This window comes from Peptoanaerobacter stomatis (assembly GCF_000238115.1).
In the GTDB taxonomy this organism is placed as follows: domain Bacteria; phylum Bacillota; class Clostridia; order Peptostreptococcales; family Filifactoraceae; genus Peptoanaerobacter; species Peptoanaerobacter stomatis.
Genome location: NZ_JH414565.1, coordinates 1 through 25,713 on the forward strand (window position 1 = coordinate 1; position 25,713 = coordinate 25,713).

The following is a 25,713-nucleotide window of genomic DNA, read 5'->3' on the forward strand; positions in this document are numbered from 1 at the left end:
AGCAGGAGAAGCAGAAGAGGATTTGCAGTAGTAGCAGAAGAAATAAGGAAATTAGCAGAACAATCAAACACATTCACAGAAGAAATAAAAGAAATAGTATCAGATTTGACAGCAAAGACAGGACAAGCAGTAGAGACAATGGAGAAAGTAGGAAAGATAGTAGAGCAGCAATCAGTAAAAGTAGAAGACACAAGAGAGCAATTCAACATAATATCAAAAGAATTAGACAACAACAATAAAGCAGTAGAAAAATTAAATAAGTCAGGGAAAGAATTAGAAAAGACAAAAGAAAGTCTGATGGGAATAATAGAAAGTCTATCAGCGCTATCAGAGCAAAATGCAGCATCAGTACAAGAGACATCAGAGACAGTAGAAGAACAGACAGCATCATCTGAAGAGATAGCAGCATCAAGTGCACACTTGGCAGATATGGCGCAAGAGATGAGCGAGATGGTAGCTAAATTCAATATATAAAAAAATTTTACAATTAAAAACCGACCTTCAAACATTAGATTTTTTTGGTCTAACTTTTGGGGGTCGGTACATTTTTTATTGTGGTCTTTCAGTCCATTTAAGTTCCAAAACAGTTAACAGTATATTTTCGTTTGAATATATTTCGTGATAAGTACGCAGATTGTCCATATAAGTTTTACATATTATATCTCCATCTTCTCCTGTTTCTTTTTTATAGGTTATGGATAAGTGAGAAACTTTATATTTTTTTAAAAAAATCTTCGTGTTGGTGCAGACTTTCTATAGCCCAATCCACATATTTTACGTTATTGGCATGATGATTGGAGTCTATGTCATAAAATCTTATCGGAAATATCGTTTGAATAAAATCGTCTTGTCTTTTTTCCAATCTTAGCGGTTTTTCGGGCATATCATATATATATTTTTGATTTTCATTGAGTTCTTCTATATTTATCTTTGCGGCATCCAATATCTCTTGTGGAAGTTTTACTATCTTTCTTTGCATTGTATTTATTACAACCCATTTTGCAGCGGCTCTGCCTATAAGTTTATCGTCTTTATCATATATTCCGAAATATCTTATAAAATACATTCCTTTTCTGTCTACGGCAAAAGTTTCTATTTTTATGGTTTGTGCATATAATTTTGTCGTTTCTATATCGACTTTCCATTCGTACAGTATCCAAGCAAGACCTTGTCTTATCAAATAAAATGGATCAAATCCAAGTTCATTGGTGTGTTTTGTTGATACAGTTCCCATTATTTCAAGTAATTGTGGAATCTTTATGTCGTAATATCTGTCTACATCTCTGAAATCTACAATGTAGTTTTCGCTATATGTTTTTAACATTTTATTATACCTTTCCATATATACTTATAAAAATAAAAATTATTTCTTAGTGAATTGAAACAATAATTCAGTATTTAAACAATATAAACTATAATATTTAAAGCATATTATCCGGATTAACATCAATAGACACACTCACCTTATCTGAGCTTAAAACTATCTTTCTCTTGGCTGTTAGAGTATAGTTTATCATTTTTTTGGCTGTTGACAAGGTTTCGTTGTCGCTCCTTAATACGATTTGATAGCGATATTTTTGCTCTATTCTTGTGATTAGGCAAGGAGAAACATCGTATATTTTGAGTTTTGTCGAGAGTTTTGTGTTGTTATAGAATATGAGCGCTTCTTTTACTTTTATAGCTGAGGAAAATGCGGTCTTTTCATCAATAGATGATACTGTTATTCGTATCAGATTTCCAAAAGGCTCGTATCTGAATATCTGTCTTTTTTCCAATTCGTCTTGATAAAATGCGTCATAGTTGTGATTTTTTAAGAAAAATAATAGTGAATTGGAATGTGAAAATGTCTGTATGATAACTGTTCCGTCATCACTTCCTCTGCCGGCTCTTCCTCCGACTTGTTCTATGATGTTGTAAGAACGTTCAAGTGCTTTGTAATCAGGAGAATTTATTCCTTGGTCGGCATTTATCACGCCGACTAATGAAACTTTTGGAAAATCGTGTCCTTTTCCAATCATTTGTGTACCTATGAGTACAGATTGTGAGGTATTTCTGAAATCTGTCAATATTTTTTCGCTCATACCTTTTTCTTTTGATGTGTCTTTGTCCATTCTGAATATATTTGCTGAGGGAAACAGGTGTTTTACCTGATTTTCTATTTTTTGTGTACCTGTGCCAAGCATCATAAAATGTCCTTCATTACACTTAGGACAGGATGAAAAAGCAGATACTTCATACCCGCAATAATGGCATTTATAAGAATGTGTTGTTTTATGATAGGTTAGAGATATATCGCAGTTTTCACATTTGGGTACATAACCGCAATTATCACAAGTCAATTGATTGGAATAACCCCGTTTGTTCAAAAACAGTATAATGCTGTTACCTTTTGCAAGTTCTCTTTTCATCTCTAATTGTAAGGTTTTGCTTAAATCCGAATTATTACCGTTTTTCATCTCTTCGAGCATATTTACTATAACTACTTGTGGAAGAGGCTTATTGTTTGCTCTGTTTAACAATTTGAACAGATGATATTTTTTTAACTTTGATGCTTCATAGTATTGTGTGATTGACGGTGTTGCTGTGGCTAATATAAGCAGTGCATCATTTTGTTTTGCGATTTTATTTGCTACTTCAATGGTGTCGTATTTTGGAGATTGCTCTGATTTATAGGCCTCATCGTGACATTCGTCAATTATTATTACACCTATATCTTCTAAAGGGCTGAAAAGTGCTGAACGCGCGCCTATTACTATTTTTGATATTTTATTTTTTATTTTCAGCCATTGTTCAAATTTTTCTCTTTTTGTTAAATTGCTGTGTATTATAGCTATGTCTTCGTCAAATTCATTTGCAAATCTTGAAATTGTCTGCATTGTGAGGGATATTTCCGGTACTAATATTATTGCGGTCTTTTGTTTGGAAAGTAAGTATTTTATAATTTCTATATACACCTGTGTCTTACCGCTACCTGTTATTCCGTGTAGCAGTACTGATTTGTTTTCATCAGTGTCATAGATATTTTTTATACCGTTAAATATAGTTGCCTGTTCATCATTTAATTTTATATCCTGTTTTTTATTTTTGGTAAATTTGTTTTTTGAAAAAACGGTAAGTTTTGAAGTGGTGATTATATTAAGTTGTTCTAACTCGTTTATATAACTGTTGGTTTTTATATCAAGCATTTCTTCTAATACAGGTTTTGTTATATTTTCGTATTGTGCTATTGCATTTAGAAAACTTAGTTTGTTTTTGGCGTTTTTTCTTGTGTTTTTTATAAGCTCATGCAATTTTTCCTTATCATTAAGAGTTATATTGATGGTGTAATGCTCAGAAAGTTTTGTGTATTTTGATGGAGAGGTAAATAGTTTGAATGCCTCATAATAACTGCACATATAGTTATCTCTGATGAATATAGCTGTGTCTATTTGTTTTTGTGTTAGAGAATAGGTATGTTCCGGTGCAGATATTATTTCTTTTGTTTTGTTTGTAACTTCTGATTTATTTTTGTATATTATTATTCCTTCTATAACTTTGTTGCCTATGCCGAACGGAACTATTACAATATCACCTATGTTATAGTCGTTATCGGATTTATATGTGAAAAGCATATCTATATATTTTGATTGTTGTATCAATGATAAATCGTAGGTATTCATATTTTTTTCTTTCTAATACCGAAAACTGATTAAAATATTGAATTTATATGTTGATTTTTTTAACAGATATCGGTATAAACTATATATTTATCGGTTTGTAAATAATTATGTATATAAAAATTATAAATGTTAAAAATGGTTTTGTTATTATGGCGTTTTAATCGAATAATATCGTAAAAAACCATATATACATTTTATCAAAAAAAAAGCTTTTTAGTCAATGCAATTAGGTTGTTGATTATAAATTTTAATTTATTTCTTGAATAACGTATCCGGCAAGTGAAAGTCGAAAGAGTATACTGGGCTTGCGTGAAAGAATTTTGATATGAAGTCTAACAATGTAAATGTATGATTTTAGGATAAATTTTGATAAATTAAAAAAATTCAAGGTTAACATATATTTATTATTAGAAAAATTTGATATAATACTCTTAATATAATTTAGGGAGAATGAAATGTATATAGAAGATAGACAGAAATATAACGAATTTATATATGTGTGCGACAATGATATGAATTTAAAAACAGCACTTCTTGATATGATGAAGTTCTCTGTAAGAGGAAGTATAGGCATAAAAAACGGAGAGGGAAGATTGACGGTAAACGGCAAGGAACGCCCTAAAAATGGACAGCTAAAAGAAGGCGATATAATAAAAATAATATTTGAAGATGAAAGCAGTGACTATAAAACGCAGTACAAGGACATAAAAATACTATATGAAGACGAAGACTTGCTAATAGTGGATAAGCCTGCATTTATGGTCGTGCATCCTACGAAATCACATTTGGAGGATACTTTGCTTAACTACATTCAAGGTATATTTGAATCTAAAAATATTAAAAGTAAAGTGAGATTTGTAAGCAGACTTGACAGAGATACATCAGGAATAATAACCGTTGCCAAAAATTCGTTCAGTCATTATGCTTTATCTCAAGGCTTTGTATCAGATAAAATAAAAAAATATTATACAGCAGTTGTTAAAAACTCCATGAAAGATGAAAAGGGCACTATAAAATTAAAGATTGCGAAAGCTGATGACGATATGAGGAGAATAATATCTCAAAACGGTCAGGATGCTGTAACTCATTATCAAGTTTTGAAAAATGAAAAAAAATTTGCAATAGTGAAATTGTTACTTGAAACAGGCAGAACACATCAGATAAGAGTTCATCTTAGTGCTGTGGGCAATTATATAATAGGAGATGAATTATATGGAGAAAAAAGCGAGCTTATATCAAGGCAGGCCTTGCACTGTTCGAGATTAGAGCTTGTTTCTCCGAGAAATATGAAAGAAATAGTTGTGGAGAGTAAACTGCCTGATGATATAAATGCTCTTATTGAGGAGTTAGAGTGATAAAACAAAATTTTAGATAGATTGTTACACTAAAGACTTTAAAAATGCGTTTGAATGTGTTTGCTTAAAGAGATTGATAATACCTCTAATATATTCAATTCAGCATTTTTATTATATAATTGTTTAATTAGCTAATGTATTATAAAGTAAAACTGTAAATAAAACCTGATATTATTTAATCTCAAAAAATGAAAAAATATTGTAGAATTATAAATTTTCATATTTTATTTTAAAATAGGAGGATAAAAATGGAATATTTAGATTTGTATACAAAAGACAGAGTAAGAACAGGCAATACAATACTTAGAGGGACAAAAGTGCCTGAAGGTTTTTATAGATTGGTAGTGCATGTATGTATTTTTAACTCAAAGGGGCAGATGATAATTCAACAGAGACAAACCTGTAAAGATGATTGGGGAGGTATGTGGGATTTATCCGCAGGAGGAAGTGCAAAAGCCGGAGACAGCTCTCAAAATGCAGCAAAAAGAGAAGTGTTTGAGGAAATAGGCTATGATATTGAAGAAGATATACGTCCGGCACTTACTATTAATTTTAAAAACGGTTTTAATGATGTATATATAATAAAAAGCGATTTGGATATATCAAGCCTGAAATTACAGGAAGAAGAAGTTAAAGCTGTGAAATGGGCGACATTGTCAGAGATAAAATCCATGATTGCAGACGGAACATTCATTCCATATCATATTTCATTTATAGAAATGCTGTTTTTCTTGCTTGAAAAAGACGGCGTAAAAATAAAAAAAGAGAAGTAAAAAATTACTTCTCTACTATATTACCGCTTTCAAAATGTATTATAGTATCCGCAAGTTTTTGTGCTTCATATTTGTTGTGAGTTATAAGTATCATAGGTATATTTTCTTTCTCTTTGAAACTGAGAAAATCCTCATATAATCTTTCTTTTAAATCCTCGTCAAGTGCCGAAAAAGGCTCGTCTAATAATAATATGTCAGGTTTTACAGCCAAAGCTCTTGCAAGTGCAACTCTTTGTTTTTCTCCGCCTGATATATCTGAAGGGTATCTGTCCAAAAGATGTGTGATATTTAAATTGTTTGCTAAGTCCAAGGCATATTCTTTGGCTATATTATCTTTTTTATTTATACCGAAGAATATATTGTTTTTTACAGTCATATTGGGGAATAACGCATAGCTTTGAAAAACATAGCCGACTTTTCTTTTGCGGATATGGAGATTTATCTTATCTTCGCTTGAATACAAGTAGCGACCGTTCAATTTTATATAACCTTTATCAGGTGTTTTAAGTCCGCTTATACAATCAAGTGTTGTAGTTTTTCCTGAACCTGACAGACCTTGTATAGCAAGCAAGCCTTTTGATAGAGAAAAGCTTACATCTAAATCAAAAAAGTTGAGTTTTTTTTGTATATTTACATCCAATAATATATCTTGCATAATTTAATCCTTAACAGTTTAATTTGTAAATAAAAATGGCTCTTTAAACTATGTTTTAAAACATCGATTTAGAGCCATTTTTATAGAATAAAAAAATATTTTTTACTTAGTAATTCAATCTAAAATATTTGCATAAATTATAAAAATCTTAAGTCGATATAGTTATTTAATAAAATTGATAACTATAAAAAAATATATATAAATTTATCTTCCCTTATTTAATTCTTTGTTTCTTCAACCATCTGTTCAATGAGAATATAACTATAAAGCTGAATACTATAACAACAGTAGTTAGTGTGTTTGCAACATAAGAGTTTTTGGAGTCTATTGCATAATATATGGCTGTCGGTATAGTCTGGGTTTTATTGGGGATATTACCGGCTATCATAAGGGTAGCGCCGAATTCTCCTAATGCTCTTGCAAATGCTAAAACTATACCGCTTAATATCCCTGGAATTGATAAAGGTATTAAAACTTTAAAAAATACTTTGAGTTCTGATGCTCCGAGTGTCCTTGCCGAGTTTAAATACACCTCATCTACGCTGATAAAAGCTGATTTACAACTCTGATACATAAGTGGTATGGAAACAACCACAGATGCTATACAGCAAGCAATCCAAGTAAATATTACGCTAAAACCGAAATGTTCCTGTAAAAATATCCCGATAAATCCTCTTTTTCCAAACAATATTAACAGTATATATCCTGTAACTGATGGCGGAAGTACCATAGGTAATATTAAGATTGCCTCAAATACGTCGTTGAGAGGAAATTTATACCTTACAACGACGTATGATAATGCTACCCCTAATATGAGTGTTATTATGGTAGAGATTGTGGCAACCTTTAAAGATAATAATATGGGAGATATTATACCTTCCATTATTTAGTTGGAACCTTAAAACCGAATTTTTCAAATATTTTTTTGCTTTCTTCTGTTTTAAGGAAATCTTCATAAGATTTTGCAGTTTCTGCATTTGGAGATTCTTTTAATACTGCTATAGGATAAACTATAGGTTTGTGAGAATCTGCAGGAACTACTTGAGCTATTTGTGAATTTTCTGCAACAGTAGCATCTGAGTTATATACAAAGCCGGCAACAACTTCACCTTGTTCTACATAAGATAATACGGCTCTAACGTCTTTAGCGTATACTATTTTATCTTGTATCTTATCCCATAAACCGAGTGATGTAAGAGAATCTTTTGCGTATTGTCCGGCAGGTACAGTCTCAACTTCGCCTATTGCTATTTTTCCGTTAACATTTTCCAGATCTTCAATTTTTTCAACTTTTTCTTGCGAATCTTTTGGTACTATCATAACCAAGTCGTTTTCCAATAGAGTAGATACGGCACTTTCTTCAACGTTGCCTTTTTCTACAAGATCTTTCATCTTAGCATTAGATGCTGATATAAACAAATCTGCCGGTGCTCCTTCAAGTATTTGTTGAACTAACTTTCCGCTACCTGCTAAGTTTAATATTACTTTATTGCCTGTTTCTTTTTCATAATTTGTATTTATCTCTTCTAAAGCATCTTTTAATGATGCAGCAGCGGAAACGTTCAATTCTATCGATTCTTTGTTTTGTTCTTGTGCAGTAGTTTGTTCTTTCGGCTCATCCTTTTTAGTTTCTGTTGATGAACATCCTACAAGCGTAAATGTAAACATTAATGCTGTTAATAAAACTAAAATTTTCTTCATAAATGAATCTCCTAAATATCAAATAAAATAATTTTAATGATAAAATAAAATTATAAAATTGATTAAATTTTATCATTATGATAAATAATTATATACTTTTTCATTATAAAAATCAAGTATTTTTATAGTATTTATAAATAAAAGATTTAAGTTATGAAATTACTTATAATATTTAATGTAGCAAAGCATTCATTTAATTAAATATAAACATTCTTTATCTTTGGGCGAATAGTATTTAAATTGTATTTATAGTAATCTCTAATAAAAGTGAAGGATAATTTATACGAGAACTACATAAGTATTGTTATATTTTATTAAACTTATATGATATTGCTTTTATGTTATTCTATCGGGTTTTGATATTAGTATAAAAATTTATTTTTTAAAATCATATTATAAATCACATAAAAAAACTGTGACAAAAAATATGCCACAGTAAATTTTTATTTTATTTTGAGTAATACTCAACTATTAGAGATTCAGTTATTTCTATTGGAACATCTTCTCTATTTGGACGAGATACAACTTTTCCTGTATAAGTATCTATATCTTTTTCAAGATATGGATATGTTACGTTTGAAGCTGCAAAATTATCTTTGAAAAGTTGAGTGTTTCTTGATTTTTCTCTAAGAGTGATAACATCTCCTACTTGTACTTCGTATGAAGGTATATCAACTTTTTTGCCGTTTACCAACATATGTCCATGGTTTACCATTTGTCTTGCTTGTCTTATAGAACTTCCGAAGCCTAATCTGTAAACTAAGTTATCAAGTCTCATTTCAAGTCTCAATATTATTTTTTCTCCGGGATTTTCGTTAGATTTTAGAGCTTGTTCAACATATTTTGCGAATTGTTTTTCTAATACGTCGTAGTAAGCTTTTAATTTTTGTTTTTCTTTTAGTTGTTTACCGTATTCTGATATCTTTTTTGTAGGTTTAGCACCTCTTTTAAGTGCTTTAGGGTGTCCGCACACATTTACACCGAAGCTTCTTGAAAGCTTAAATCTTGGTCCTCTTGGTCTTGCCAATTTATTTCCTCCTCATAAAAATTAATGGAACATAATAAAATAATTACGCACCAGTCAGCCGTATCTCATATTATAGTATAAATGATTTGTTATGTAAATAGTTTTTATTAAGAATTTTTTGTAATTTATATGTTTAATATTAATGCACTTATTATATCTTATTATATAATGTAGCTTTTTTTATAAAAATTTAATGATACTACTAAATGCTAATTAAAATCGTATCATAATGATATATTTGAAAATTTATGCTTTTTTAAAACTATGAAGTATATCAAGTTTATAGGTTTTTTAATTTGTAATAATATATCAGTATAAATAATTATCTCTAATTGTTTTTGTATTAATTTTATATAAAATGTGAAATATAAATTGCAAAATTATAAATTTAATTAAGTAAATGTATAATAAAAACGAAAAAATCTGATAATGCGGAAAATGAGCTGGAAATAAAATAAAAATAATGCTTGAAAAAATGAAAGATATCTGCTAAAATTAATCCAATGAAAATGAAAAAATGTTATCTTGTGTTCCATAAAACGGAATATATTTCACAATATGGAACAAATAAACAAATTACAGGACGTTTTTTTGCTTAAAATGAATTAAAAATTTCATTTTTGAGAAAACGATCATTTGACAACTTGTATATAATTAATTAAAGACTAATGCCAAACTCTATTTAAATCAAGATATTATTAAAACGTATTTATCATTATATTAAAAAATGTATTTAATTAGATAAAGTATAAGTTATTTAAACAGTTGTATAAGCTAAGGTTGTCACAATAACAGTCTATTTAAAATTTAGGAGGTGTGTTATGGGAGGAATATGGCAAGGTGGCGACAGCATGGGACTTGTTGACTCATTATTATATTCGCTTACAGGTATGGCGACAGTATTTTTTGCTCTTATATTATTGGCTTTGGCTATAATAGTATTGACAAAGATACTTGCAGCTATGGGTTTAGGTGCAAATGCAGCTGTAAAAAAAGAAACTAAAGCTGCTGTAACTCAAACTGTTGCGCCATCTGCTTCAGTATCAGCTCCACAGGTTGTGGAAGAAAATACGGAAGAGTATGCGGTGATTTTGGCTGCCATCAGTGAACATTCAAGAGTGCCTATTGAAAGACTCAAGATTAATTCTATAACAAAAAAATAGTATTTGTAGTTTTATGCAAGATGGTTTAATTGATTTTAATAATATCTATAGATATTAAATTCTAAATTGCTTTACATAAATATAGGTTTTTAGATAATATCTATTACGCAATAATTGTATGATTTAATCCTAAATTAAAATCAAAAATAAAAAAAATATCTAAATGAAAAAGGAGATTTAATAATGAGATATGTAGTTAGAATAAATGGTAAAGAGTATGATGTTGAAGTTGAAAAATTAGGTGGACCGTATCAATCACTTACAAGAGGAACAGCTTATATGCAAGCTCCAGTAGCATATGCGCCGGCGCCAGCACCAGCACCTGTTCAAGCACCAGCACCAGCACCTGCTCCTGTAGCTCCGGCACCGACGCCAGCACCAGTAGCCAGCGCAGGCTCTGCATCAGATGTAACAAGCCCAATGCCAGGAAAAGTATTTAAAGTTTTAGCAAAACCTGGTGACACAGTATCTGAAGGTCAAGCTGTTATGATCCTTGAGGCTATGAAAATGGAAAATGAAATAGTTGCACCTGTAGCAGGAGTAATAGATGCTATATTGGTAAAAGAAGGAGATATGGTCGAAACAGACGATGTTTTAGCTAAATTAAAATAAGGGGGATAAACAATGTTTTTCAAAGTAATTCAAGAAATGATGGCAGAATCAGGTTTTGCCGCTCTTGACTGGAGAAATTGTTTGATGATGTTAATCGCCTTTATTTTGGTATATTTGGCAGTTGTTAAACAATTTGAACCGTTGTTGCTTTTACCGATTGCATTCGGTATGTTTTTAGCAAACTTACCTCTTGCAGGACTTATGGCAGAGGCACAAGAAGGGCAACCTTGGTATACTGCAGGGGTTTTAAGAATAATATACAGCGGTATTAAGAGTAACTTGTTCCCGTGCTTGATATTTATGGGAGTCGGAGCTATGACTGATTTCGGACCGCTTATTGCGAATCCTATAAGCTTGTTGCTTGGGGCTGCGGCTCAACTTGGTATATATATGGCATTCACGTTTGCAAACCTTACAGGATTATTTACACCTCAAGAAGCGGCTTCTATAGGTATAATAGGTGGAGCTGACGGTCCTACATCAATATTTATAGCTAACAACCTTGCACCACATCTTACTGCGCCGATAGCAGTTGCAGCTTATTCATATATGGCACTTATACCTTTGATACAACCGCCTATAATGAGAGCACTTACAACAAAAGAAGAAAGACAGATAAAAATGGGTCAACTTAGAAAAGTAAGCAAGATAGAAAAAGTAATATTCCCAATACTTGTTGTGCTTTTCTGCTCATTATTGTTACCTTCAGTTGCGCCTCTACTTGGTATGTTGATGCTTGGTAATTTATTTAGAGAATCAGGAGTAGTGGATAGACTTTCAAACACTGCTCAAAATGAATTGGTAAATATAGTAACTATAATGCTCGGAACTACTGTTGGTGCTACTGCAAATGGTGAAATATTCTTAAGAACACAGACGATAGCTATAATAGTAATGGGATTATGTGCGTTTGCGTTCTCAACAGCCGGTGGAGTGTTGCTTGGTAAATTGTTGTGCAAACTTACAGGCGGAAAGATAAATCCGCTTATAGGTTCAGCCGGAGTTTCAGCAGTTCCTATGGCAGCCAGAGTTGCACAAGTTGAGGGCGCAAAAGCCAACCCTACAAACTATCTGTTGATGCACGCTATGGGACCTAACGTTGCAGGAGTTATAGGTTCAGCGGTTGCAGCCGGATATTTTATGTTGCTGTTCAAATAGTCTAAGCTTTAATTTATGTGAATTTGTGATGAAAGTATATATTCACATTTTTATACTTAACAGATATTAATTTATTAATATACTTTTGCATATTTTATACAATAAATTCAGTATTTTTAAATATAGAAATTGCATTAGACGGCGCATTAATATAAAAAAGATTATTCGTTTAATGTATATCTTATTTAATAATTATTTGCTGTAATAGTTTGCAAAAACATACAAAAATTATTTTTATAAAACATAATTAATTTATTTGTACTTTAAAATATTAAAAAAATTGATAAGAGAATTGGAGGTTTTTACTTTGAGTAAAGTAATGAGTTTATCAGAAGCTATATCTAAGTTTGTGGAAAATGGCGATTCCATATCATTAGGAGGTTTTACAACTAATAGAAAACCTTATGCGGCTGTTCATGAGATACTTCGTCAAGGACAAAAAGACTTTGTAGTTTATGCAGGACCGGCAGGCGGAGATTGGGATATGCTTATAGGAGAAGGAAGAGTTAAAGCATATATCAACTGCTATACAGCTAACTCAGGATATACAAACGTATCAAGAAGATTTAGAAAAAAAATAGAAGACGGTTCTTTAATATTTGAAGATTATTCACAAGATGCCATAATGTTGATGTTACATGCTGCATCACTTGGACTTCCTTATCTTCCTGTAAGACTTATGTTGGGTTCAGATGTTGCTGATAAATGGGGAATAACAAAGGAAGTAAGAGAAACTATAGAAAAGCTTCCTAATGACAAACTTGTTGAAGTTGAAAATCCGTTCAAACCGGGAGAAAAAGTATTGGCATTGCCTGTACCTGAGCTTGACACAGCTATAATACACGTTCAAAAAGCATCACCTGACGGAACTTGCTCAATAGAAGGAGATGAGTTCCATGACATAGATATAGCTATTGCAGCTAAAAAATGTATAGTTACTTGCGAAGAACTTGTAACTGATGAAGAAATAAGATTAGATCCTTCAAAAAATTCCATACCAGGATTTTGCGTTAATGCAGTTGTTCATGCACCACATGGAGCACATCCGTCACAAGTATACAATTATTATGATTATGATAAAGAGTATTATATAAATTATGATAAAGTTAGTAAGACTGATGAAGACTTCAAAGCCTTCTTAGACGAGTGGGTATATGGAACAAAAACTCATGAAGAGTACCTTGAAAAGCTCGGAGTTAATCGTTTACTTAAATATAAGAACGTTCCTGGATACGGATACGCAACAAAAGTTAAGTAGGAGGGAAATATAAGATGTCAAATTATTCAAATTATACAAATAAGGAAATGCAAGCAATAACAATTGCTAAAATAATAGAAGACGGACAAATAGTTATAGTTGGAACAGGATTACCACTAATAGGAGCATCTCTTGCAAAAAGAGTATTTGCACCTAACTGCAAACTTATAGTGGAAAGTGGACTTATGGACTGCTCACCTATAGAAGTTCCAAGAAGTGTAGGGGATAACAGATTTATGGCACATTGTGCTGTACAATGGCCTAATATAAGATTCATAGGATTTGAAACAAATGAATGGCTACACGATGAAAAAAGAATGATAGCGTTCATAGGTGGAGCTGAAATAGATCCATATGGAAACGTAAACTCTACAAGCATGGGAGATTATAATCATCCTAAGACAAGATTTACAGGAAGTGGTGGAGCAAACGGAATATCTACTTTTGTAAATACTGTTATAATGATGCAACATGAGAAACGTCGTTTCACAGATAAAATAGATTATATAACAAGCCCCGGTTGGATAGACGGACCTGAAGGAAGAGCAAAAAAAGGACTTCCGTCAAACAGAGGACCTATTGCAGTAGTTACAGACAGAGGAGTTATGAAATTTGACGAAAAGACTAAGAGAATGTATCTACATGGATATTATCCTACTTCATCACCTGAAGATGTAAAAGAAAATACAGGATTTGATATAGACGTATCAAGAGCAGTACCTCTTGAAGCACCGGATCCTGAAGTAATAAGAATGATAAGAGAAGAAATAGATCCGGGACAAGCATTCATAAAAGTTCCGAAAGAAGCTTAATAAAAATAATATTAAAGATTTTCGTAAATAGAAATGCTAAATAAATTACACATAGATATCATGAAAAAAATAGGTCGGCTAAAAAATATTTTATTGCGCCTGTCAATACCTAAAGAAAATGCAACTATAGGATATATAATAGCTGAACATTTTGACAATGATAAAAAAGAGGCGGAATTTATTGATAAATATATAGAGTATGTCGTTCCGGAAAAAAAGAGTATAAATGAAGTCATAATATATTTTAACGAATTGTTTGACTTAGAAAAAATTGCTTTTGATGATATACCTAAAAAATATTATAATTTGATGCTTCTGAATGCAAAGCTTAAATTGACAGTAAAAAATAATAATTCTGATAAAACTGACCTTGATTTCGTGGTATTTAAACTTAAAGATACAAAGAAAAATAAATCTTTGCTTGATACAAGAAAAACGGATATAAAAAATGAAGATGTAATTTTAGTATTTGAAAATCAAAGCGATTATGTATATTCCAACTTGAATTGGTTGAATGTATATATGTATTTATGTTTAGGTATAAGTGAGCATGATTATTATAACAGAACTGTAAATTTATCGGAATATATTTATAATTTAAAAGAGTTTTACGGTTTATAAGAACATATAAAAAATAATAGAAAGGTGATTACAGTATGGGAAATTATTCAATGAACTCATATTTTCAAAATATGCCTCAAGTAGGGAAAAAAGTGACTTCATCCAATGCTGAAAATAGAGAATTATTCAAAGAAGTAGAAGCTCATATTCATACACTTATAGAAGAAGCCGTTGCTTTCGGAAGAAGTGATGAATCTTTAAATAAATCAGGACAACTTACTGCAAAACAAAGAATAGAAGAGCTAATAGACGAAGGAACTTGGTGCCCTTTAAACACTATATTCAACCCTGAAGAAAATCCTGACGGTTCAACTGGTATATTAAAAGGACTTGGAAAAATTGAAGGTAAATGGGCTGTAATAGTGGCATCTGATAATAAAAAATTAGCAGGTGCATGGATACCTGGACAAGCTGAAAACTTACTTAGAGCTTCAGATACTGCAAAAAGACTTGGTATACCTCTTGTATATATACTAAATTGCAGTGGTGTTAAGTTGGACGTACAAGAAAAAGTGTATCCTAACAGACGTGGTGGCGGTACACCGTTTTATAGAAATGCAGAGCTTGCACAAATGGGTATTCCGGTAATTGTAGGTATATACGGAACAAACCCTGCAGGAGGAGGATACCACTCAATAAGCCCTACAATACTTATAGCGCACAAAGATGCAAATATGGCAGTAGGTGGAGCAGGTATACTTGGAGGTATGAATCCAAAAGGATTTATAGATGAAGAAAGTGCAGAACAAATAATAGATGCTAACTTAAAAGCAGGAAAAGTTGATCCTCCGGGTTCAATAGGCGTTCATTTTGAAAAAACGGGATTTTTTAGAGAAGTATATCAAGAAGAAGAAGGTGTACTTGAAGCTATAAGAAAATATATGAGCTATATACCCGCATATAATCTTGAGTTTTTCAGAGTAGATGAACCGAAGCTTCCTGCGTTGTTGCAAGACGAACTTTACGATGTAGTGCCTATGAACCAAAAAAGAAGTTATGACGTATATGATGTAATAGGAAGATTATTTGACAACTCAGAATTCTTGGAATATAAAAAAGGCTACGGATCTGAGATGGTAACAGGACTTGCAAAAGTAAACGGACTTCTTGTAGGGGTAGTTGCCAATTCACAAGGTCTGCTTATGAAATATCCTGAATACAAAGAAAACTCTATAGGTATAGGTGGTAAATTGTATCGTCAGGGATTAATTAAGATGAATGAATTCGTTACACTTTGCGGTAGAGATAAATTACCGATAGTTTGGATACAAGATACTACAGGTATAGATGTAGGAGATGATGCAGAAAAAGCTGAACTTCTTGGACTTGGGCAATCTCTTATATACTCAATACAAAATTCAGACGTACCTCAAATGCAAATAACACTTAGAAAAGGTACAGCAGCGGCTCACTATGTACTTGGAGGACCTCAAGGAAATGATACAAATGCGTTCTCAATAGGTACAGCAGCTACTGAAATCTATGTTATGAGTGGAGAAACAGCTGCAGTTGCGATGTATTCAAGAAGACTTGTAAAAGATAAAAAAGATGGCAAAGATTTGCAACCTACAATAGATAAAATGAATGATCTTATCAACGACTATACAGCAAAATCAAGACCTGATGCTTGTGCAAAATATGGTTTTGTAGATGAAATAGTGGATATGGTGCTTTTAAGAAATTATGTAGAAGCATTTACAGAAAGTTCATATCAAAATCCGAAATCAATATGTGCATTCCATCAAATGCTTACACCAAGAGCGCTTAGAGATTATGATAATGTATTTAAAAAATAATTTTTAATTATAATAAGCTATATGCAGACATAATGTTTATGTTTGTATATAGCTTTTTTTTATGTTGATTAAAAAATAAAATTCAGTATATAAAATATAATAGCTGTTTAGTTTATACTTATACCTAATAAAATAATTGATATTTTTAATTCATAATAATAAAAAGTAATAATTGTTATTTGTATTAATTAAGTGCTTTTTTATTTTATACTAATTTCTGATAGAGCAATAGATAATTTATATGATAAGGTAATAAATTCTTGTTATATATTATTAGATTTATAAAATTCTGTTTTCAAAGTGTTCTATCAGGTATTGGTATTATAGGGTTATTGAAATAGGTTTTAGTATAAGCTATATTCAAATTGTTTTGCGTGGCAAATTGTTAAGACTTTTATAAATGATAGCCTTTATAGATGTTTATAAAAAAATCTCTGAGCAAAATATATTTGACCATAGTATTAAAAAATATCTATGTTTATTAGATGATAATATTAATTTTTTGAGGAGAGTGATTCTTTGGAAAGAACAGTATTGGAATTAGGAATGTTTGAGACTTTATTCATTGCAGTGTTGGCTATATATTTGGGCGAATTTTTGAGAGATAAAATTTATCTTTTAAAAAAATATTGTCTTCCTGCATCAGTTGTGGGAGGAACAATAGTTGCAATTATATCTTTGATACTTTATCAGGCTGATATTTTTGAACTTAATTTTGATTATAAGACGGTAAATACTTTGTTTTATTGTCTTTTCTTTGCAGCAAGCGGGGCTGCGGCAAGTATGTCACTTCTAAAACAAGGTGGTAAATTGGTAATTATATTCGCTGTACTTGCAGCGTTGTTGTCGGCTTTGCAAAATGCAGTAGCGCTCGGAGTTGGTGGAGTGTTTGGGATAAATCCTCTTATATCAATGATGACAGGTAGTATTCCTATGACAGGAGGTCATGGAAATGCGGCGTCTTTTGCACCTATAGCCGTAGAGGCAGGAGCTACAGAAGCATTAGAGGTGGCTATATCGGCTGCAACATTCGGACTTATAGCAGGTTCTATACTTGGAGGACCGTTCGGTAATTTTATGATAAAAAGATTTCATTTTGAAAATCCTGCTTTAGACGGAAAAGATGATGAAAGAAGTAGCGGCGAAGCAAAAGTTATGGTTGATAAAAACAATGTTATACAAGCGGTTTTGCTTATGTGCGTTGCTTGCGGTATAGGGCAAATAATGTTTTTGCTTTTGAAACATATAGGTTGGGATTTGCCTATACATGTCTGCTGTATGTTTGGCGGTATAGTTATAAGAATTGTGTACGATTATAGAAAGAATGATTATGAAAACTTGTATGAAGCTATAGATGCTGTTGGAGAATTTTCTCTTGCTTTGTTCGTGTCAATGTCTATAATTTCTATGAAATTGTGGCAACTTTCAGGTTTGGGTATGTCTCTTATAGTGTTGTTATTTGCACAAATAGTGCTTATAGTATTGTTTTGCTATTTTATTACTTTCCGCTTGCTCGGCAAAAACTATGATGCTGCAGTAATGGCGGTAGGGCATATGGGATTTGGTTTAGGCGCTGTACCGGTATCTATGACAACTATGCAGACAGTTTGCAAAAAATACAGGTATTCAAAATTAGCGTTTTTTGTAGTGCCTGTAATAGGAGGCTTTATAAGCAATATAACTAATGCAATGATAATTACGAAATTCTTGGATTTTGCTAAAAGTCTTGTGTAATTATAATATAATTTAATATTGAAACTATAAAATTCTGTCAATAATTTTTAGTAATTTTTTTTAAATTAAAACTGACATCAAAAAAGTCTACTTAGTCTTGCAATTAAGTGGACTTTTTTATTTTTTGAAATATTTCTTGCAAAAATTGATTTAAAAAATATACAAATAGGCTATAGTATGATATAATATATTATGTAAAAGAAAAAATTTTTTATGATATTATTTTTTATTTATGATTTGCTGTAGATTTGAGTTAAAAATGCAATAAATAATTCAAAAGGATAGCGTTTTATATATAAAATATAATTTATCATTTGAAAACTTTAAATTATATTAAAAAGGGTGATTTAATGGAAGATAAAGTATATACTTTGGGTGTAGATATAGGTTCAACGGCTTCTAAGTGTATAATCCTTGAAGACGGAAAAAATATAGTTGCAAAAGCTATAATAGACGTCGGTGCAGGAACATCGGGACCGTCAAGAGCAATCAAAGAGGTTTTGGAAAATGCAAATTTAAAAAGAGAAGATATAAAATATATAGCTGCTACAGGATATGGCAGAAATTCTCTTGAAGAGGCTGATTTTCAAATGTCAGAGTTATCTTGCCATGCAAAAGGAGCTTACTTTTTATTTCCTAATGTTAGAACTATAATAGATATAGGAGGTCAAGACTCTAAAGCGCTTAAAATTGATGATAACGGTATGCTTGAAAATTTTGTTATGAATGATAAGTGTGCTGCAGGTACAGGAAGATTTTTGGATGTTATTGCTAAGGTATTGGAAGTAACATTAGATGATTTGGAAAAATTAGATGAAAAATCTACAAAAGATGTAACTATAAGCTCTACCTGTACAGTGTTTGCAGAGTCTGAGGTAATATCTCAGCTTGCAAAAGGCACAAAAATAGAAGATATAGTCAAAGGTATACACACTTCAATAGCAAGTCGTGTAGGCTCGCTTGCAAAAAGAGTAGGTCTTAGAGATGATGTTATAATGACAGGCGGTGTTGCACTTAATAAAGGGATGGTAAGAGCACTTGAAAAAAATATCGGCTTTAAGATATACACAAGTGAATACTGTCAGTTAAACGGAGCACTGGGAGCGGCACTTTTTGCTTATCAAAAATATATGCACAAGACAAAATAAGCTTATGAAAAGCATATGCAGACCTTTTAATACATTAAAATATAAATTCATTTAGTAATTAATATGAGTTTATAAAATATAACAACGTTATTTTATGCTCATAGTTGTGATATATTAATAAATTTTATAAAAATTGAGAAGCATCAATTTTAAATATGAAAAAATTTAATTTACAGGAGGATATTATTATGGCTGGTAAAATGGAAAAATTACCGAATAAAACACCAAGACCTATAGAAGGTCACAAACCTGCTGCTGCTGTATTAAGAAGCGTGGTGGACAAAGTTTATAACAATGCTTGGGAAGCTAAAAGAAGAGGAGAACTTGTAGGTTGGAGTTCATCAAAATTTCCTATAGAATTAGCTAAGGCATTTGACCTAAATGTAGTTTATCCTGAAAATCATGCGGCTACAACAGCAGCAAAAAAAGACGGATTGAGACTTTGCCAAGCGGCTGAAGATATGGGATATGATAACGATATATGCGGATATGCAAGAATAAGTCTTGCGCTTGCAGCCGGAGAGCCTACAGATTCAAGAAGAATGCCTCAACCTGATTTCTTGCTTTGCTGTAACAATATCTGTAATATGATGACAAAATGGTATGAAAATATAGCAAGAATGCACAATATACCTCTAATAATGATAGATATACCATTTTCAAATACGGTAGATGTACCGGAAGAAAAAGTGGATTACTTAATAGGACAGTTTAACTATGCAATAAAACAATTAGAAGAACTTACAGGCAAAAAATTTGATGAGAAAAAATTTGAAGATGCATGTTCACTTGCAAACAGAACTGCATCTGCATGGCTTAAAGCTTGTAACTACATGGGAGTAAAACCGTCTCCTCTAAGCGGCTTTGACCTTTTCAACCACATGGCTGACATTGTTACTGCAAGATGTGACGAAGATGCAGCATTTGGATTTGAATTACTTGCTCAAGAATTTGAACAATCAATAAAAGACGGAACTTCAACTTGGGAATATCCTGAAGAGCATAGAATATTATTTGAAGGTATACCTTGCTGGCCGGGATTAAGACATCTGTATGAACCTTTGAAAGACAACGGAGTTAATGTAACAGCCGTAGTTTATGCCCCTGCATTCGGATTTAAATATAATAATATAAGAGAAATGGCTGCAGCTTATTGTAAAGCTCCTTGCTCAGTTTGTATAGAAACAGGAGTTGAGTGGAGAGAAACAATGGCAAAAGAAAACGGTATAAGCGGAGCGCTTGTAAATTACAACCGTAGTTGTAAACCTTGGAGTGGTGCTATGCCTGAAATAGAAAGAAGATGGAAAGAAGACCTCGGCATACCTGTAGTTCACTTTGACGGAGATCAGGCAGATGAGAGAAATTTCTCAACAGAACAGTACAACACGAGAGTACAGGGTTTGGTTGAAATAATGCAAGAAAGAAAAGAAGAAAAACTTGCAAGAGGCGAAGAAGTTTATACTAATTTTGAAAATACAAAAGAAACAGATTGGTCAAAGGAAACATTAAAATAAGGAGAAAATGGCGATGAGTGAAATAAAAGAATTGTTAGAACAATTTAGCTATTATGCTAATAATCCAAGAAAACAACTTGATAAATACCTTGCACAAGGTAAAAAAGCTGCCGGAGTATTTCCATATTATGCACCTGAGGAAATAATATATGCTGCCGGAGTAGTTCCGTTTGGTGTATGGGGCGGACAAGGCCCGATAGAAAGAGCAAAAGAATATTTCCCTACTTTTTATTATTCATTAGCTCTTAGATGTTTGGAAATGGCTCTTGACGGTACATTGGACGGTTTATCGACTTCAATGATTACTACATTGGATGACACATTAAGACCATTTTCACAAAACTACAAAGTGAGTGCCGGCAGAAAAATACCTATGATATTTTTAAATCATGGACAACATAGAAAAGAAGAATTCGGAAAAATATATAACGCAAAAATATTTAAAAAAGCAAAAGAAGAATTGGAAAAAATATGCGATGTAAAAGTTACAGACGAAAGCTTGAAAAAAGCATTTGAAGTTTATAACGAAAACAGAGCTGAAAAAAGAAAATTTATAAAATTGGCAGGAACTCATCCGCAATCTATAAAAGCATCAGACAGATGTTATGTACTGAAAAGTTCATACTTTATGCTTAAAGACGAGCATACTGCTTTATTGAAAGAATTGAATGCAAAATTAGAGCAATTGCCTGAAGAAAGCTGGGACGGAGTAAAAGTAGTTACAAGCGGAATTATAACAGACAATCCGGGATTGCTTGAAGTATTTGACAACTATAAAGTTTGCATAGTTGCAGATGACGTAGCACATGAATCCAGAGGACTTAAAGTAGATATAGACCTAAGCATAGAAGATCCTATGATGGCACTTGCAGATCAATTTGCGCGTATGGACGAAGATCCTATATTATACGATCCTGATATAACAAAACGTCCTAAATATGTGCTTGATTTAGCAAAAGAAAACGGAGCGGACGGCTGTCTGTTATTTATGATGAACTTTAATGACACTGAAGAAATGGAATACCCTTCATTAAAGAAAGCATTTGATGAAGCTAAAGTTCCACTTATAAAAATGGGATATGACCAACAAATGGTAGACTTCGGACAAGTTAAGACACAACTTGAAACATTTAATGAAATAGTACAAATGAATAGATTTTAATTAGGAGGCAGGCCAATGTGGGAAAATGATGATTTTATTTTTAAAGGAAACGAATTAAAGGGAATGACAGCAAAAGGAAAAGATAAGGTAAAAACTCAAGGACTTACAGATATGGTTATACCTGAAACTACACCTGAAGGACTACCTATTACAAGAATAGGAGATAACGCATTTTACAGAAGAAAACTTACTTCAGTAGTTATACCAAACACAGTAGAAAGTATAGGTTATGATGCATTCGGAGTATGTGCATTAAAAGAAGTAAAACTTCCTGATGCACTTAAAGACATAGAAGGGTTTGCATTTTACAATAACAAATTGGAAAAAGTAGAATTTGGGAACAATGTGAAAACTATAGAGCCAAGTGCATTTGCGCTTAATAATCTTGAAAATGTTGACCTTCCTGATTCTGTTGAAGAAATAGGTGCATCAGCATTTTATAAAAATTCACTTACAGAGTTAAAAGTACCTAAATCAATCAAGAAGTTAGATATGTACGCTTTTTGCAAAAACAACATAAAAAATGTAGACGTGCCAAATACAATAGAGTTCTTACATCAAAACGCATTTGAACAAAATACTACAGTAAATAAATAACATCAACTTGACAGATGGTGTAAAAAAATATAAAATAATAAAAATTAAAAATATATTTATTAATAAAAAAGTTAATGAGTATATAAAAAAGACAATTTGAGTAACAGCCTGATTAGGCTTTGCTTAAGTTGTCTTTTTTTGCATTAAAATTAAAAAGGAGATAAAAATGAAAATAAAAGACTATTTTATCAAGACATTAAACGGTATGGCGCTTGGACTGTTCTCATCACTTATAATAGGACTTATTCTAAAACAATTGGGGGAAATATTAAATCATCAGATGCTTATATTATTCGGTAAAACTGCACAGCTAATGATGGCACCTGCAATCGGAGTTGGAGTTGCATATTCACTATCCTGTCCGCCGCTTGTAATATTTGCATCGGTTGTAACAGGGATATTTGGAGGAGGTAGTATAAAGTTTGTCGATAACAGTGCAGTTTTAAGTATAGGAGAACCGGTAGGAGCATTTGTATCATCGCTTGTAGCTTGTGAGGTAGGAAAAAGAATAAACGGCAAGACGAAGGTGGATATAGTTGTAGTACCGGCTATCACTATAATATCAGGAGCTATAACAGGAATGTTTATATCACCGGCAGTAAGCACACTTATGAGTACACTCGGTATGATAATAAATACAGCCACAACACTTCAACCGATATTGATGGGCATAGTTTTATCGGTGATAATGGGAATTATACTGACACTTCCGATAAGTTCGGCAGCAATATCTATATCACTCGGGCTTAGCGGACTTGCTGCAGGAGCGTCACTTGTAGGTTGTTGTTGCAATATGATAGGCTTTGCAGTTATATCATATAGAGAAAATAAAATTGGCGGATTGATTTCGCAAGGTATAGGGACATCTATGATACAAATACCAAATATAATAAAAAATCCTAAGATTTGGATACCTGTAATAATATCAAGTGCAATTTTAGGACCAATATCAACAACAGTGCTTAAAATGGAGTGTGACAGCATTGGAGCAGGTATGGGAACAAGCGGTTTGGTAGGTCAAGTATCGACTCTTACAGTTATGGGTAAACAAGCTATGATACCTATAGTTATAATGCATTTTATATTACCTGCATTAATAAGTCTTATAATATCTGAATATATGAGAAAAAAAGGCTATATCAAATACGGTGATATGAAATTATAACCCGTTAATTAAAAAATGTCAGTATGTATTAAATTAATTTAAATATTAAAATTTGTAAAGACAATTATTATTAAATAGAGTATAATTAAAAATATACTTACAAACAATTATATTTAAAATGGTCAAAATATTATTTATTTTAATCACAAATGTCATGTAAAAAATACAGTATGGATGAATATAATCAAAAAGATAATTTATATTGATAAAATTAATTTACTATATACAAGACAAAATAATTTTATGAATTGGAGAAAATTATGGGTAAAATAGCGATATTGGCAGATACAGGCTGTGGACTTACAGATAATTACTTGGAAAAAGACACATATATGTTACCCTTATATGTGCATTTTTCAGATAAATCATATAAAGATATGGTGGAAATCAGCTCTAACGAAGTTTATGAAAAGATGGACAGAGAAGGCTTAGCCAAAACAAGTATACCTTCAGTCGGAGAAATAAAACAGATGATAGAAAAAATAAAATCCGATGACTATACAGATATACTTGTAATAAGTCTGTCATCAGGGCTAAGCGGTGTTCATAATGCTGTTTGTATGGCAGCGAAAGAAGAACAATGCATCAATATTAAATTAGTAGATACAAAAAATGTATGGCTCGGCACAGGATTTTTTGTACTATATGCTCAAGATTTACTCAAAGAAAACCCTCAAATATCTATAGATGAGTTATATGAAAAAGTAAATAATATAGATAATTCAAAATTATACTTTTATTTAGATACATTTAAATATCTCATAGCAGGAGGCAGAATAGGTAAAGTTTTAGGTACTGTAGGAACATTATTAAAGATAATGCCTATAATAGCCTGCAATGATGAAGGTATATATCATACTGTATCTAAAACTAGAAGTGAAGATAAGGCTATAGCTGATATAACTGATAGAATAAAAGAATTTGTATCAAAAAATGTAGGCAAGAAACACTATATTGCAATAGTGTATAAAAAGGATGAACGATTGCTAAAAAAAATAGAAGAAATATTAAAAGATGAAATAATGTCGGCAGTAAAATATATAAAATATGATGTAGTTACACCGGCTTTGGGAGTACACAGCGGACCTGGAGCACTTGGAGTAGGGGCATTTTGTTATTAATACTTAAAAATTAATAGAATTAATCCAATAAGGTAGACAAAATTAAGAATAATATATTGCTTAAAAATTTATTTACTAAGCAAAATTAAGTATACTAAAAGTAAAACTTATGCGCATTTTATTCATTAATAAGTACAGTACAAAAAAGAAAGGAAGATAATATGGACAACTACATACCGGACGATACAATAAAACTTACACTAAGTAACGACTACGCCTTCAAAAGAATATTCTCAAACGAAGAAAACAAAGACATACTATCTTCACTTTTAAGCGTAATACTCAAAATACCAGTAAAAGACATACAAGATTTGCAAATAGAAAACACACTGATAGGAAACACATATATATACGAAAAAACAGGAATATTAGACATAAAACTCACACTATCATCAGGAGAAAAAATAAACGTAGAAATGCAAAAATCATGGCAAGCCGACTATATAAACAGAGTATTATTTTACTGGGCAAACAGATACAAAGAAAACTTTCAAAAAGGAGCAAGATACTCAAGCCTAACAAAAACAATAGTAATAACCATACTAAACGAAAAAATTTCCATGCGAAGACAAAGTACACTCAATATACAGACTGACAGAATTAGAGACAAAAAAAGAATTAACAGACATACAAGAAATACACTTTTTTAGACCTGACCAAAGTAGACGTAAACAACTTAGAT

Annotated in this window: 24 protein-coding genes; 18 read left to right on the forward strand and 6 right to left on the reverse strand. The window is 31.7% G+C overall.

Annotated elements, in window-relative coordinates; all coding sequences use genetic code 11:
* On the forward strand, positions 1-474 hold a 474-nt coding region (locus tag HMPREF9629_RS09740), incomplete at its 5' end, for a methyl-accepting chemotaxis protein (RefSeq protein WP_009526231.1).
* A 238-nt stretch (positions 475-712) separates the two neighbouring features.
* Here HMPREF9629_RS09740 and HMPREF9629_RS09745 read toward each other — a convergent pair.
* Together HMPREF9629_RS09745 and priA are read right to left on the reverse strand one after the other, a co-directional pair.
* Entirely contained in the window at positions 713-1,324 is a 612-nt protein-coding gene (locus tag HMPREF9629_RS09745; protein WP_009526232.1) for an acyl-[acyl-carrier-protein] thioesterase, read from the reverse strand.
* A gap of 97 nt (positions 1,325-1,421) precedes the next feature.
* Entirely contained in the window at positions 1,422-3,659 is a 2,238-nt protein-coding gene (priA, locus tag HMPREF9629_RS09750; protein WP_009526233.1) for a replication restart helicase PriA, read from the reverse strand.
* Between the two features lie 455 nt (positions 3,660-4,114).
* Between priA and HMPREF9629_RS09755 the strand changes: the two genes are divergently transcribed.
* A complete protein-coding gene (locus HMPREF9629_RS09755) occupies positions 4,115-5,014 on the forward strand; it encodes an RluA family pseudouridine synthase (protein WP_009526234.1) in 900 nt (299 codons plus the stop codon).
* A 248-nt stretch (positions 5,015-5,262) separates the two neighbouring features.
* A complete protein-coding gene (locus HMPREF9629_RS09760) occupies positions 5,263-5,787 on the forward strand; it encodes an NUDIX hydrolase (protein ID WP_009526235.1) in 525 nt (174 codons plus the stop codon).
* A 4-nt stretch (positions 5,788-5,791) separates the two neighbouring features.
* On the opposite strand, the gene HMPREF9629_RS09765 is transcribed toward HMPREF9629_RS09760, so the two are convergent.
* The 4 genes from HMPREF9629_RS09765 to rpsD all read right to left on the reverse strand — a co-directional run bounded on the left by HMPREF9629_RS09765 (position 5,792) and on the right by rpsD (position 9,170).
* Positions 5,792-6,442, reverse strand: a complete 651-nt coding sequence (locus HMPREF9629_RS09765) for an ATP-binding cassette domain-containing protein (protein WP_009526236.1) — start codon at positions 6,440-6,442, stop codon at positions 5,792-5,794.
* 214 nt (positions 6,443-6,656) lie between these two features.
* Positions 6,657-7,325 carry a molybdate ABC transporter permease subunit gene (gene modB / locus HMPREF9629_RS09770; RefSeq protein WP_009526237.1) on the reverse strand — a complete coding sequence of 223 codons (669 nt, stop codon included), beginning with the start codon at positions 7,323-7,325 and terminating at the stop codon, positions 6,657-6,659.
* Positions 7,325-8,143, reverse strand: coding sequence for a molybdate ABC transporter substrate-binding protein (modA, locus tag HMPREF9629_RS09775; protein ID WP_009526238.1), 819 nt, complete (start codon positions 8,141-8,143; stop codon positions 7,325-7,327). The genes modB and modA overlap by 1 nt, the downstream gene beginning before the upstream one ends.
* A gap of 448 nt (positions 8,144-8,591) precedes the next feature.
* Positions 8,592-9,170 (reverse strand): 30S ribosomal protein S4, encoded by a 579-nt coding sequence (gene rpsD, locus HMPREF9629_RS09780; protein ID WP_009526239.1) that lies wholly within the window; start codon positions 9,168-9,170, stop codon positions 8,592-8,594.
* Positions 9,171-9,991: 821 nt separating this feature from the next.
* Between rpsD and HMPREF9629_RS09785 the strand changes: the two genes are divergently transcribed.
* The 15 genes from HMPREF9629_RS09785 to HMPREF9629_RS09855 all read left to right on the forward strand — a co-directional run bounded on the left by HMPREF9629_RS09785 (position 9,992) and on the right by HMPREF9629_RS09855 (position 25,681).
* Positions 9,992-10,333, forward strand: coding sequence for an OadG family protein (locus tag HMPREF9629_RS09785; protein ID WP_009526240.1), 342 nt, complete (start codon positions 9,992-9,994; stop codon positions 10,331-10,333).
* A gap of 183 nt (positions 10,334-10,516) precedes the next feature.
* Positions 10,517-10,945 (forward strand): biotin/lipoyl-containing protein, encoded by a 429-nt coding sequence (locus HMPREF9629_RS09790; protein ID WP_009526241.1) that lies wholly within the window; start codon positions 10,517-10,519, stop codon positions 10,943-10,945.
* Between the two features lie 12 nt (positions 10,946-10,957).
* Complete coding sequence (locus HMPREF9629_RS09795; RefSeq protein ID WP_009526242.1) at positions 10,958-12,103, forward strand: sodium ion-translocating decarboxylase subunit beta; 1,146 nt, start codon at positions 10,958-10,960, stop codon at positions 12,101-12,103.
* 307 nt (positions 12,104-12,410) lie between these two features.
* Complete coding sequence (gctA, locus tag HMPREF9629_RS09800; protein WP_009526243.1) at positions 12,411-13,361, forward strand: glutaconate CoA-transferase subunit A; 951 nt, start codon at positions 12,411-12,413, stop codon at positions 13,359-13,361.
* Positions 13,362-13,375: 14 nt separating this feature from the next.
* Positions 13,376-14,173 (forward strand): glutaconate CoA-transferase subunit B, encoded by a 798-nt coding sequence (gene gctB / locus HMPREF9629_RS09805; RefSeq protein ID WP_009526244.1) that lies wholly within the window; start codon positions 13,376-13,378, stop codon positions 14,171-14,173.
* Between the two features lie 60 nt (positions 14,174-14,233).
* Positions 14,234-14,794 carry a hypothetical protein gene (locus HMPREF9629_RS09810; protein ID WP_242822050.1) on the forward strand — a complete coding sequence of 187 codons (561 nt, stop codon included), beginning with the start codon at positions 14,234-14,236 and terminating at the stop codon, positions 14,792-14,794.
* A 35-nt stretch (positions 14,795-14,829) separates the two neighbouring features.
* The gene (locus tag HMPREF9629_RS09815; RefSeq protein ID WP_009526246.1) at positions 14,830-16,590 is read left to right on the forward strand and encodes an acyl-CoA carboxylase subunit beta; all 1,761 of its coding nucleotides are present in this window, start codon (positions 14,830-14,832) and stop codon (positions 16,588-16,590) included.
* A 519-nt stretch (positions 16,591-17,109) separates the two neighbouring features.
* On the forward strand, positions 17,110-18,324 hold the full coding sequence (gltS, locus tag HMPREF9629_RS09820) for a sodium/glutamate symporter (protein ID WP_009526247.1): 1,215 nt from the start codon (positions 17,110-17,112) through the stop codon (positions 18,322-18,324).
* A 350-nt stretch (positions 18,325-18,674) separates the two neighbouring features.
* Positions 18,675-19,472, forward strand: coding sequence for an acyl-CoA dehydratase activase (locus HMPREF9629_RS09825; RefSeq protein ID WP_009526248.1), 798 nt, complete (start codon positions 18,675-18,677; stop codon positions 19,470-19,472).
* Positions 19,473-19,660: 188 nt separating this feature from the next.
* Complete coding sequence (locus tag HMPREF9629_RS09830) at positions 19,661-20,986, forward strand: 2-hydroxyacyl-CoA dehydratase subunit D (RefSeq protein ID WP_009526249.1); 1,326 nt, start codon at positions 19,661-19,663, stop codon at positions 20,984-20,986.
* Positions 20,987-20,999: 13 nt separating this feature from the next.
* A complete protein-coding gene (locus HMPREF9629_RS09835) occupies positions 21,000-22,148 on the forward strand; it encodes a 2-hydroxyacyl-CoA dehydratase subunit D (protein WP_009526250.1) in 1,149 nt (382 codons plus the stop codon).
* Positions 22,149-22,163: 15 nt separating this feature from the next.
* Positions 22,164-22,745: a leucine-rich repeat domain-containing protein gene (locus HMPREF9629_RS09840; protein ID WP_009526251.1), complete on the forward strand. Its 582-nt coding sequence runs from the start codon at positions 22,164-22,166 to the stop codon at positions 22,743-22,745.
* Positions 22,746-22,911: 166 nt separating this feature from the next.
* Positions 22,912-23,910, forward strand: coding sequence for a PTS transporter subunit IIC (locus tag HMPREF9629_RS09845; RefSeq protein ID WP_009526252.1), 999 nt, complete (start codon positions 22,912-22,914; stop codon positions 23,908-23,910).
* A gap of 260 nt (positions 23,911-24,170) precedes the next feature.
* Positions 24,171-25,031, forward strand: a complete 861-nt coding sequence (locus HMPREF9629_RS09850; protein WP_009526253.1) for a DegV family protein — start codon at positions 24,171-24,173, stop codon at positions 25,029-25,031.
* A 161-nt stretch (positions 25,032-25,192) separates the two neighbouring features.
* Positions 25,193-25,681 (forward strand): Rpn family recombination-promoting nuclease/putative transposase, encoded by a 489-nt coding sequence (locus HMPREF9629_RS09855; protein WP_009526254.1) that lies wholly within the window; start codon positions 25,193-25,195, stop codon positions 25,679-25,681.
* The last annotated feature ends 32 nt before the right edge of the window (positions 25,682-25,713 follow it).

What these genes read in the sequence shown, in the direction of transcription:
- HMPREF9629_RS09745 (WP_009526232.1), bottom strand. Translation starts at nt 1,324, where the DNA reads ATGTTAAAAACATATAGCGAAAACTACATTGTAGATTTCAGAGATGTA.
- priA (WP_009526233.1), bottom strand. Translation starts at nt 3,659, where the DNA reads ATGAATACCTACGATTTATCATTGATACAACAATCAAAATATATAGAT.
- HMPREF9629_RS09755 (WP_009526234.1), top strand. Translation starts at nt 4,115, where the DNA reads ATGTATATAGAAGATAGACAGAAATATAACGAATTTATATATGTGTGC.
- HMPREF9629_RS09760 (WP_009526235.1), top strand. Translation starts at nt 5,263, where the DNA reads ATGGAATATTTAGATTTGTATACAAAAGACAGAGTAAGAACAGGCAAT.
- HMPREF9629_RS09765 (WP_009526236.1), bottom strand. Translation starts at nt 6,442, where the DNA reads ATGCAAGATATATTATTGGATGTAAATATACAAAAAAAACTCAACTTT.
- modB (WP_009526237.1), bottom strand. Translation starts at nt 7,325, where the DNA reads ATGGAAGGTATAATATCTCCCATATTATTATCTTTAAAGGTTGCCACA.
- modA (WP_009526238.1), bottom strand. Translation starts at nt 8,143, where the DNA reads ATGAAGAAAATTTTAGTTTTATTAACAGCATTAATGTTTACATTTACG.
- HMPREF9629_RS09785 (WP_009526240.1), top strand. Translation starts at nt 9,992, where the DNA reads ATGGGAGGAATATGGCAAGGTGGCGACAGCATGGGACTTGTTGACTCA.
- HMPREF9629_RS09790 (WP_009526241.1), top strand. Translation starts at nt 10,517, where the DNA reads ATGAGATATGTAGTTAGAATAAATGGTAAAGAGTATGATGTTGAAGTT.
- HMPREF9629_RS09795 (WP_009526242.1), top strand. Translation starts at nt 10,958, where the DNA reads ATGTTTTTCAAAGTAATTCAAGAAATGATGGCAGAATCAGGTTTTGCC.
- gctB (WP_009526244.1), top strand. Translation starts at nt 13,376, where the DNA reads ATGTCAAATTATTCAAATTATACAAATAAGGAAATGCAAGCAATAACA.
- HMPREF9629_RS09810 (WP_242822050.1), top strand. Translation starts at nt 14,234, where the DNA reads ATGAAAAAAATAGGTCGGCTAAAAAATATTTTATTGCGCCTGTCAATA.
- HMPREF9629_RS09815 (WP_009526246.1), top strand. Translation starts at nt 14,830, where the DNA reads ATGGGAAATTATTCAATGAACTCATATTTTCAAAATATGCCTCAAGTA.
- HMPREF9629_RS09825 (WP_009526248.1), top strand. Translation starts at nt 18,675, where the DNA reads ATGGAAGATAAAGTATATACTTTGGGTGTAGATATAGGTTCAACGGCT.
- HMPREF9629_RS09830 (WP_009526249.1), top strand. Translation starts at nt 19,661, where the DNA reads ATGGCTGGTAAAATGGAAAAATTACCGAATAAAACACCAAGACCTATA.
- HMPREF9629_RS09835 (WP_009526250.1), top strand. Translation starts at nt 21,000, where the DNA reads ATGAGTGAAATAAAAGAATTGTTAGAACAATTTAGCTATTATGCTAAT.
- HMPREF9629_RS09840 (WP_009526251.1), top strand. Translation starts at nt 22,164, where the DNA reads ATGTGGGAAAATGATGATTTTATTTTTAAAGGAAACGAATTAAAGGGA.
- HMPREF9629_RS09845 (WP_009526252.1), top strand. Translation starts at nt 22,912, where the DNA reads ATGAAAATAAAAGACTATTTTATCAAGACATTAAACGGTATGGCGCTT.
- HMPREF9629_RS09850 (WP_009526253.1), top strand. Translation starts at nt 24,171, where the DNA reads ATGGGTAAAATAGCGATATTGGCAGATACAGGCTGTGGACTTACAGAT.
- HMPREF9629_RS09855 (WP_009526254.1), top strand. Translation starts at nt 25,193, where the DNA reads ATGGACAACTACATACCGGACGATACAATAAAACTTACACTAAGTAAC.